At 60.2% G+C, this 9,509-nt stretch carries 7 protein-coding genes; 6 read left to right on the top strand and 1 reads right to left on the bottom strand.

Features of this window, described 5'->3' with window-relative positions; all coding sequences use genetic code 11:
• Positions 1-97: 97 nt before the first annotated feature.
• A complete protein-coding gene (locus HUK73_RS26500; protein ID WP_176594856.1) occupies positions 98-1,204 on the bottom strand; it encodes an amidohydrolase family protein in 1,107 nt (368 codons plus the stop codon).
• A 112-nt stretch (positions 1,205-1,316) separates the two neighbouring features.
• Between HUK73_RS26500 and HUK73_RS26495 the strand changes: the two genes are divergently transcribed.
• The 6 genes from HUK73_RS26495 to HUK73_RS26470 all read left to right on the top strand — a co-directional run bounded on the left by HUK73_RS26495 (position 1,317) and on the right by HUK73_RS26470 (position 9,504).
• Positions 1,317-2,018 carry a TetR/AcrR family transcriptional regulator gene (locus HUK73_RS26495; RefSeq protein WP_176594693.1) on the top strand — a complete coding sequence of 234 codons (702 nt, stop codon included), beginning with the start codon at positions 1,317-1,319 and terminating at the stop codon, positions 2,016-2,018.
• A 21-nt stretch (positions 2,019-2,039) separates the two neighbouring features.
• A complete protein-coding gene (locus HUK73_RS26490; RefSeq protein WP_176594692.1) occupies positions 2,040-3,266 on the top strand; it encodes an amidohydrolase family protein in 1,227 nt (408 codons plus the stop codon).
• A 1-nt stretch (position 3,267) separates the two neighbouring features.
• Entirely contained in the window at positions 3,268-5,013 is a 1,746-nt protein-coding gene (locus tag HUK73_RS26485; RefSeq protein ID WP_176594691.1) for an amidohydrolase family protein, read from the top strand.
• Between the two features lie 190 nt (positions 5,014-5,203).
• Positions 5,204-7,549, top strand: coding sequence for a TonB-dependent receptor (locus HUK73_RS26480; RefSeq protein ID WP_176594690.1), 2,346 nt, complete (start codon positions 5,204-5,206; stop codon positions 7,547-7,549).
• 3 nt (positions 7,550-7,552) lie between these two features.
• Positions 7,553-8,524 carry a phosphotransferase family protein gene (locus HUK73_RS26475; protein ID WP_176594689.1) on the top strand — a complete coding sequence of 324 codons (972 nt, stop codon included), beginning with the start codon at positions 7,553-7,555 and terminating at the stop codon, positions 8,522-8,524.
• Positions 8,521-9,504: a hypothetical protein gene (locus HUK73_RS26470; protein ID WP_176594688.1), complete on the top strand. Its 984-nt coding sequence runs from the start codon at positions 8,521-8,523 to the stop codon at positions 9,502-9,504. Before HUK73_RS26475 ends, HUK73_RS26470 begins: the two co-directional genes overlap by 4 nt.
• Positions 9,505-9,509 lie beyond the last annotated feature (5 nt).

Here is a 9,509-nt window from a genome sequence, read left to right as displayed (position 1 = left end):
TCACCCTCTCCCAATATTCTTCAATATTTTTCCGCCATGATGGCGGTTACGGGTCTGCGATCCCCGCAAGAGGGACGCAGACCCGATTTCCCCACGCTTAATTCAGGCCGTAAAGTCCCGCGACATTGTCGTGCAGCAGCCAGGTCTTTTCCTGTTTGGAAAGCCCCGCGGTCTGCTCTGCGAGCAGTTTTTGCGAATCCGGATAAGTGGAGTCGAGATGCGGGAAGTCGCTCGCCCACATCATTCGCTGCTTGTTGAAGAAATCCTTGAGTTGCAGTGCGATAAGATCATCCTGAAAGGTCAGGTAGATATTCTCGCGGAAATAATGGCTGGGGCTGTTGGCCAGCGTCGACTTGCCCGCCGTCCAGGGATTGCGTTCCAGTGCATGATCCATGCGATACATATAATGCGGGACCCAACCGGCGTCGGCTTCGGCGCATACGACTTTCAGGCTCGGATGACGCTCGAACACGCCGCTGAAGATCATCGTGCCGATGATGTCCTGATTGCCACGGATGATCGACATGAAGGCGTTGACCTTCGGCCCGCGCGCTTTGCCCAGGCCATCCTTGTAGGTCAGGATGTGGAAGCTCAAAGGCAGGTCCATTTCCGAAGCCGCTGCCCAGAAATCGTCATAAAGCGGGCTGTCATAATCCTCGATCTGGGGATAGCCGGGCATCATCACGCCCTTGAGCCCCATTTTCTTGATCTTTTCGAGGTCCTTGATGCCCTGCCCTGGATTTTCCATCGCGGTCTGGCCAAGACCGATCAGACGGTTGGGCGCGATCGAGCAATATTCGGCGAGCCAGTCATTATAGGCGTCGAACATCACCGTCTTATATTCGGTGTCCGGATGATTGCAGAGGAACATGCCAAGGCTGGGATAGATGACTTCGCCGTAAATGCCGTCATCATCCTGATCCTTGAGCCGCTGCCTGGGGTCCCAGCCGCCCGCGAAACATTCTTCGAGCTTGGCGTTCGCACGGTCCGCCAGAGCCTGTCCGCGCAAGCCTGCGCCCGATGCCAGGGTGATGGGGAAGGGGTCGGCCATGCCGTCGATCAGCACGACGTCGCCGCCATTTTCGGTCCGGTGCAGTTTGGGCGCGATGGTGGCGAACTTCTTCGGCACGCGGTTCTGGTACAGGCTCGGCGGTTCGGTGATGTGGGAATCGGCCGAAATGATCGGCTTGTCGATGAGTGGCATCACGGCAACTCTCCTTTTATATTTACATGTACATATGTTGGGATTATGCAGGCGATTAATTACGGCTGTCAAGCTGAGTCGTGCGGCCTGAGAATAAGGAAAGGATCGCCGGGTGGACGGAGATGAACATGACCGCCGGACGCGTCGTCGTGGCCGACCCAAGGGCGATGACAGGCTTTCGCGCGATATCATTTTGGCGACCGCCGTCGATCTGGCGCTGGCGACCTCCGTCGACCGGGTCAGCGTGCGTGGAATTGCCGCGCAACTCGGCGTGTCCGCCATGGCGATCTACAACCATGTCGCGGGCAAGGCGGAGATTGAGCGGCACTTGCTCGCCCATCTGTTCAAGACCGAGGTAAGTTGGGTGGATTTCGACAAGATCACGGAAGGGGCGGACATCTTGCGCGCCGTGTTCCGCAACCAGTTCAACCTGACGCTCAAATATCCCGACATCTTCCTGGTCTTTGCCCATCATTCCACCATGCCCGAAGTGTTGCGCTTTCAGGAGGAGATGTATGAAGGCTTCCGTCGCTGTGGCCTGCCGCATGGGCTGCATCGCGTATGGGCGCGCATTTTCGGCAGTTTCATCAATGGCTGCGTTGCGCTCTACAATGTGACGCTGGACGAGTCCTGGGAAACGCTGGAATCCGCCTATCTGCAACTGGACCGGCGACTTTATCCCAATCTCGCCACCGCGCGGGCCTCCGCGCCGGCGACGCATCTCACATTATTCGATCTGGAGCTGGAAACGCTGATCCAGTCACTGCTGCTCTCGATTCGGGAACTCCACGTTGGGGAGCAGACCGCACCATAAAATACAAGGAAAGGATAGAGGATGGATATTGCAGTCGAGGCGTCCAGGAGCGCCTTTGAAGCCGCGTCGGTGCATGTGTCGGCGGCTGCCGATGACGAGGTGAAACCTCTCGGTTATTTGCCGATTTCGGCAGATTCGCATATCACGGAGCCACCGAACACCTATATCGACTATATCGATCCCAAGTTTCGGGACATTGCGCCGCGCGTCGAGCGTAATGAGAAGGGCGGTGACGTCTTTGTCGTTAACGGCATGGAGATGAAAATTCCCCTCGCCGGTACCGCCGCTGCGGGCATTGATCCCAAGGAAATCACGCTGGACGAGGCGACGTTCGAGGAACTGCACCGGGGCGGCTGGGACGGCACGGCGCGCGTCGCGGATCAGGAGCGCGACGGTGTGGGCGGGGAGATCATCTATCCCACGGTGGGCATGCTGCTGTGCAATCATCGTGACCCGGATTACAAGACCGCCTGCTTCAACGCCTATAATCACTGGTTGCAGGAGTTTCAGTCCGTCGCGCCCGACCGGATTTTCGGCATCGGCCAGACGGCGGTGCGCTCGGTCGAGGAAACGGTGGAGGATTTCCGGCGCATCCGCGAAATGGGTTTCCATGGTGTGATGATGCCCTGCGACCCGTCGACCGAGTTCGACTATGATGATCCCCGCTTCGATCCCGTCTGGCAGGCGGCGGTTGATCTGAAGCTGCCCTTGAGTTTCCATATTCTCACCTCGGGGCGTGACGCGGGTGCGGGCATCGGCCATGTCGCCAGCCAGCGCGGTAAGTCCAAGGCCAACATGTTCCAGGGGCTGATCCGCGCCAATCAGGATGTGATTAGCCTGTTCATCTGGGAACGCATTTTCGAGCGCTTCCCCGAGCTGAAACTGGTCTGTGTCGAGGCGGATGCCGGTTGGGCACCCCACTTCATGTATCGCATGGATCATTTCTACAACCGCCATCGCTTCTGGGCGAAGATTGGCGAGATGTCGAAAATGCCGAGTCAGTTCTTTCGAGATAATGTCTATCTAACCTTTCAGGATGATTATATCGCCTTCTCGACGGCCGACATGATGGGCGAGAAGCAGTTGATGTGGGCGAATGATTTCCCGCACAGCGACTCCACCTGGCCCTGGAGTCAGCAGATGCTCGCCCGCCAGACGAAAAATCTGACCGACACGCAGCGCAAGCGTATCCTGCGCGATAATGTGGTCGAACTCTACAATCTGCCCGTCACGCAAGGAGCGGCCTGACATGAGCAAGCCTGATTATGATATTCTCATTCGCGGCGGTATGGTGGTGGATGGTCGGGATGGGGCGCCCTTTGCCGCCGATGTGGGGATCAAGGGATCACTGATCGTGGCGGTGGGTAATCTGGACGGCACGGCGGCTGAAGTGATCGACGCGACCGGCCGCTATGTGACGCCCGGTTTTATCGACGTGCACACCCATTATGACGGGCAGGCGACCTGGGAAAATACGCTGGCGCCGTCCAGCAATCATGGCGTGACCACGATCGTCGGCGGCAATTGCGGCGTCGGCTTCGCGCCGTGCCGGCCGGAGGATCATGAGACGCTGATCACCGTGATGGAGGGGGTGGAAGATATTCCCGAAGTCGTGATGGCGAACGGCATTCCCTGGACCTGGGAAAGCTTCCCCGAATATCTCGATGTTCTGGGTCAGCGTGCATATGACATCGACATCGCCATGCAGGTGCCGCATTCGCCGCTGCGCGTTTATGTCATGGGTGAGCGGGGAGCGAACCATGAAGCCTCGACCGAGATCGACCGGACGCGCATGGCTGCACTCGTGACAGAGGCGGTGCGGGCCGGGGCGGTTGGTGTCTCTACTTCCCGCTCGCTCAACCATCGGGCCAAGAATGGCAAGCTGGCCCCCAGTGTCGAGACGGCGAAGGATGAAGTGCTGGCCCTCGCCAAGGGGCTGGGTGAGGCGCGGGCGGGCGTGTTCCAGATCATCACGGAGATGACGGAGTCGCCCGAGGACGAGATGGCGCTGATCGAGCGCATTGCTGAGACCGCCAAACGTCCCGTCTCCTACTCGCTGGTCGAGACGATGGATCGGCCGGAGAACTGGCGCCGGATGCTGAAAGCGACCGAGGCGGCCAATGCCAAGGGCTACATGGTCCGCGCGCAGGTCTTTCCCCGGCCGGTCGGGGTGATGATGGGGCTGGAACTCAGCCTGCATCCGATCATGAACCGGCCGAGCTATATCGCGATCAAGGACTTGCCGCTGGAGGAGCGTGTCGCGCGCCTGCGTGATCCCGAATTACGGGCGCGCATCCTGTCGGAGGAGCCGGTACCCGACAAGCAGCCGATCGTTGATATGCTGCTGGGTGCGGTCGGCAGCATGTATGCGCTGGGCGAGGAGCCGGATTATATGCCGCCGCCGGAGATGCGGCTCGACGAGAGGGCCAAGGCGGCGGGCGTCAACACGCTGGAGTTTGCCTATGACCGACTGCTGGAGCAGGACGGGCATGCGATCCTCTATCTGCCCAGCGCCAATTTCTCGTCCGGCACGATGGAGCCGGTCTATACGATGATGACCCATCCCGACACGGTGCTGGGACTGGGTGATGGCGGCGCGCATTATGGCATGATCTGCGATGCGGGATTCCCGACCTATGTGCTGGCCTTCTGGGCGCGGGATGTGGATGAAGCCTATCGTTTCCCGATCGAATGGGTAGTGGCGCAGCTCAGCCGCCTTCCGGCAGAGACGGTGGGTCTCACCGATCGCGGCGTGATTGCGGTGGGCTACAAGGCCGATGTCAATATCATCGATCTGCCCGGTGTGAAGCTCCATGCACCGCGCGTGGCGCACGACCTGCCGGCGGGAGGGCGCCGTCTTTATCAGCGTGCCGATGGCTATGATGCGACGATTGTAAGCGGCGTGGTCACATATCGCGATGGGACGCCGACCGGAGCCTTGCCCGGACGTCTCGTCCGTGGTGACGGCTACGCCCCGCTCGCCCAGGCGAGTTAATCGGTTCGGGCGCCGTTTTCCCTGAAAGAATGGCGCCCGGCAAAAAAATCACCTTTTCCGCTGATGGAAATCCTGCGTCCTGCGTCATCGATAACAGAAGATGCCAGGAGAGGATATCGAGTGGAAAGCCGTGCTTTTCCGGACGGTCCCCCTTGGCCAGATGAACCAGAAAAATGGGGGAGTCCGTTTGATGCAATCCAAATCCATCCTGTCCACGACCGCGCTGATTGGCGCGCTGCTCACTTCGACATCGGCTTATGCCCAGCAGGCGCCTGAGCCCGAGCAGGCGAGCGCGGGAGACATCGTTGTCACCGCCCGGCGGCGTGAGGAAACGTTGATTGGCACGCCGGTCGCGGTCAGCGTGGTGGGCGGCGCCGAGTTGCAGCGCCGGGGGATCGTCAGCATGGACAATCTCGTCCAGTCGGTCCCGCAACTGGTGATCTCCGAAGTCGGCGCCAACCCGCAGGGCGGCATCGTCATCATCCGTGGTATCGGGGTGGGGGAGGCCAATCCCTTTGCTGACCAGGCCGTGTCCTTCAATGTTGACGGTTTGCAGGTGTCCCGCGCCAATATCCGCCGCGTGGCGGAAGTCGACATGGCGCAGGTCGAAGTGCTGAAAGGTCCGCAGGCGCTCTATTTCGGCAAGAACAGTCCGGCCGGCATCATCGTCATCCGCACCAATGATCCGGGCGACCATTTCGAAGCCGGGATCAACGGCAGTTATGAATTCATCGGTGATGAAGGACGGCTTGACGGTTACGTATCGACGCCGATCACCGACAGTCTGGGTGTCCGTCTGGCGCTTTATGGATCGCATATGGCGGGCTATTTCCGGAACGTCTATCCGCAGGGTAATCCCTATTCGCCCGATCGCATCCGTCTGCCGCACAACAAGGATTGGGGCGGCCGCCTGACGTTGAAATTCGATAATGGCGGGCCGTTCGACGCCAAGCTCAAGGCCAGCCGCAGTTCGGTCCGGACCGAGGGTGGGGAGTCGGCGGTGCAGGCCATCGCCTGCCCACTCGGCTACAATCAGCTGGCGCCAGGGATTGATGATTGCCGCGCGGATAAAAATCTGATCCGTCCCGATTCAGGCCCTAATTTCAGTGCATTCGATCCCAACATCACGGATCGCCCCTATGCCGATCAGGATCAGACGCTGGTCAGTCTGGAGATGAATTATAAGCTGAGCGACGCACTGACGCTGACGTCCGCGACGGGTTATTATGGTATCCGGGCGTCGCATTCATCATCCTTCGTGCTGGCCGATCCGGCGCATGCAGCGCGGATCACCGGCGGATATCAGAAGCTCAACACCGACGAATATAGTCAGGAATTGCGGCTGGCTTCCGATTTTTCAGGCGCGTTCAACTTCATGATCGGCGCCTATTATCAGGACACCAAACTCTATCATGTGGCGAGCACCATGTATAATGCTGCCGCGCCGACTGTCCTGGGTCAGCATGAAACGCATATCCAGAACGGCAAGGCCTGGTCGGCCTTCGGACAGCTCAGCATCAAGATTTTGCCGACGCTGGAACTGTCGGGCGGTGGCCGCTATTCGGATGAAAAGAAGCATCTCGACAATTATGATCCGAACGGCGTCTTCATCCCGACCGTTCGGCCGGAGCGCAAATGGCATGATTTCTCGCCCGAAGGGACGCTGACCTGGCGGCCGACCGACAAGTTCACCCTTTATGGCGGTTATAAGCACGGCTTCCTCTCGGGCGGCTTCAATGCGGGTACCGGCAATCCGCGCAACGACCGTTCCTATGATCAGCAGAAGATCCATGGCTTTGAGGTTGGCGCCAAGGGACTGGCGCTCGACAACCGGTTGCGCACGGGGCTGGTGCTGTACGATTATACCTCGACCGGTTTGCAGGTCACGGCCACCATCCCGCGCGAGAATGGCACCGGCTCCGATCAGGTCGTCGTCAATGCGGGTAAGGCACGGATCAAGGGCGCGGAGTTCGAGGCGACCTTCGCCGCGACCGATGTTCTGACGCTGCGTACGGGGCTCGCCTACAATCATGCGCGCTACAAGGCTTTTGCCGGCCCTTGCTATCCGGGCCAGTCGATTGCACAGGGCTGTAGCCAGCAGCAGGTCGTGGCGGGCGGTCCCTTCACCGCGCAGGATCTGTCGGGGCAGCGCCTGTTCCGTGCACCGGACTGGAGTTTGCAGGGGGGCTTCACCGCGTCGCTTCCCTTTGACTCAGAGCGACATCTGTCCGTCTCGATGGATACCAGCTATTCCAGCGGCTATTTCGGTCAGGCAACCAACAAGCCCGATAGCTGGCAGAAGGGCTATGCGCTGGTCGATGGCAACATCACCTATTTTGACGATGCGCGGGGCTTTTCGATCGGCGTCGTGGGTAAGAACCTGACCAACAAATATTATTATTTCCGTTCGCTCGATCAGGTGTTCACCGGCAGCGGCACAGGGACGGCGACCACCACGCCGTCCGATACGCTGGCGTTGATTAATCGGGGCCGACAGATCATGCTAAGGGTCAGCTACAAGCTGGGAGGCAGATAAGGCGTGCAGCAGACCGACGAGCTGGGCTTTGTCGAGCGTCTGGAAGGCCTGTTGGGCGGGACGGTGCATGATCTGCATCGTCCTCCCGGCGGTTCATCTCGTCTGTTCTGGACTTTCGATCTGGAACGAGATGGCCGCATCTTGCCGCTGGTCGCGCTTCAGGATCTGGGACGCGGTCCCTTTTTCGGCACGCGGTTCAATCTGACGCGGGAAGCGCGCACATTGGCTGCGCTGAATGCGGTTGGCACGCCGGTTCCGGCTGTCCATTATAGCGATGCCGCCGCGCATTTTACCGTGATGGACCGCTTGGCCGGTCGCGCCGATTTCAGCTTTGACGGGGAGGAGGAACGGCTCTCCACCATAGAAGATTTTGGTCGGGCGCTCGCTGCGCTACACGCGCTCGATCCGCGTAGGCTCGGTCTGCCGATTGCGGTGCCGGACAGGCAGGATGCTGCGACGCTGGCCGATCTTGCCGATCATGAGGAAGCCTATTTACACCTGTGCGCCCGTCATGCCCTGGTGGACGAAGCCTTGGCCTGGGCGAAGGCGCATGTGCCGGCGAGCGATGGCCCGCCCGCGATGTTGCAGGGCGATGCCGGCCCCACCAATTTCATGCATGAAGGTGGCCGCCTGACTGGCTTTATCGATTGGGAAATGGCGCATGCGGGCGATCCGCATGACGATCTCGCCTGGGTCTGGTTTCGTGTGTCGATGCTGGGTTTCGACCGCGATATTGTGCCCTGGTTTGGGGCCTATCGTCACGCTACCGGCATGGAGATTGATCCGGCCAGGCTGCGCTATTTCATTGTGCTGGTGATGCTGCGCTGTACTATTGCCAATCTGGTACGGCAGGCGAATGAACCGGGTAGCTCGGATGAACGTGCCGCCCGGACGCGCGCGATGCTGGAACAGGCGCTGGCCGATGCGCGGGGAGATGGTCCGCACCGCCTGCCGCCTTTGGGAGTTGAGCCATGAACGAAGGCGAAATGGCCGTCATCCCGGCCGCCGATTTCGACACGCCGCCGACCGTTGCGGACAATGCGAACCATCCGCCAGTTGACGACAAATGGTGGCAAGAAAGTGGGCTGTTCACCTTCGCGAGCGCGGCGGATCGCTTTGGTTGCTGGATACGTTTCGGGGCGCATGCCAATCAAGGTGTCGCCAATCTCTATAGCTGGACCATGATCGGTGACGAGATGGCTGACCGGCGGATGATGGTGGATCAGCCTTTACCACCCGGCGACCTGCTGGAAGCGACGATCGCGGGCGCCAGTGTCACCACCATCGAGCCGCTGATGCGCTATGGGTTGACGCTCGATACGGATGAACTGCAACTTCGGCTGGAGTGGCGCAATTTCCGCCATCCGCTGTCCATGAGCTTCAATGTCGGCGGCGCGACCATCGCCAAGGGACATTATAACGCCATGGGCCGGGCAACGGGGACGGGTGTGTGGCGCGGTCGGGAATTTCCCATCGACGCGGCGGGCTTCAGCGATCATAGCTGGGGTGCGCGCCGCAAGCATCTGCCTGCGTCACGCTCGCTGTTCTGCGTGTTCGATGAGGATTTCTATATTACAGCGATCCCCGTCTCAACCGGACCCGCGCGGTCGATGGTGGGCTATGTCTATAAGGACGGGGTGCTGGGGCGGCTCCAGTCGGAATCGAAGATGGGGTACAGCTTCCGCGACGACTGGATCACGCCGGCGGGATGCGAGGCGGAACTGATCGACGACAAGGGACGCGTCTTTCACCTCTCGGGCAGGACCTTCGGTCCGTCGAGTACCTGGCCGATGGGCCATGGCAAGCTCGTCACCCATGCATCGGCGGGCTTCCGCTGCGAGGGGCGGGAGGGAAGTGGTATCCTGGAATCCTCGCAATATGCGGGCCTGCCGCCCTCCGTGGCGACGCTGGGGCTGGACCCTGCAAGCTGGTGGATCAATGAACAAACCGAATGAGAGGA

Origin of the sequence: Sphingobium sp. EM0848, assembly GCF_013375555.1 — a bacterium.
In the GTDB taxonomy this organism is placed as follows: domain Bacteria; phylum Pseudomonadota; class Alphaproteobacteria; order Sphingomonadales; family Sphingomonadaceae; genus Sphingobium.
The sequence above is the reverse complement of the archived record's forward strand: the minus strand, read 5'-3'. Positions and strand labels throughout refer to the sequence as shown.

Bases quoted from the DNA above. Each gene is read 5' to 3' on its own strand.
- HUK73_RS26490 (WP_176594692.1), top strand. From the start codon at position 2,040: ATGGATATTGCAGTCGAGGCGTCCAGGAGCGCCTTTGAAGCCGCGTCG.
- HUK73_RS26500 (WP_176594856.1), bottom strand. From the start codon at position 1,204: ATGCCACTCATCGACAAGCCGATCATTTCGGCCGATTCCCACATCACC.
- HUK73_RS26480 (WP_176594690.1), top strand. From the start codon at position 5,204: ATGCAATCCAAATCCATCCTGTCCACGACCGCGCTGATTGGCGCGCTG.
- HUK73_RS26470 (WP_176594688.1), top strand. From the start codon at position 8,521: ATGAACGAAGGCGAAATGGCCGTCATCCCGGCCGCCGATTTCGACACG.
- HUK73_RS26485 (WP_176594691.1), top strand. From the start codon at position 3,268: ATGAGCAAGCCTGATTATGATATTCTCATTCGCGGCGGTATGGTGGTG.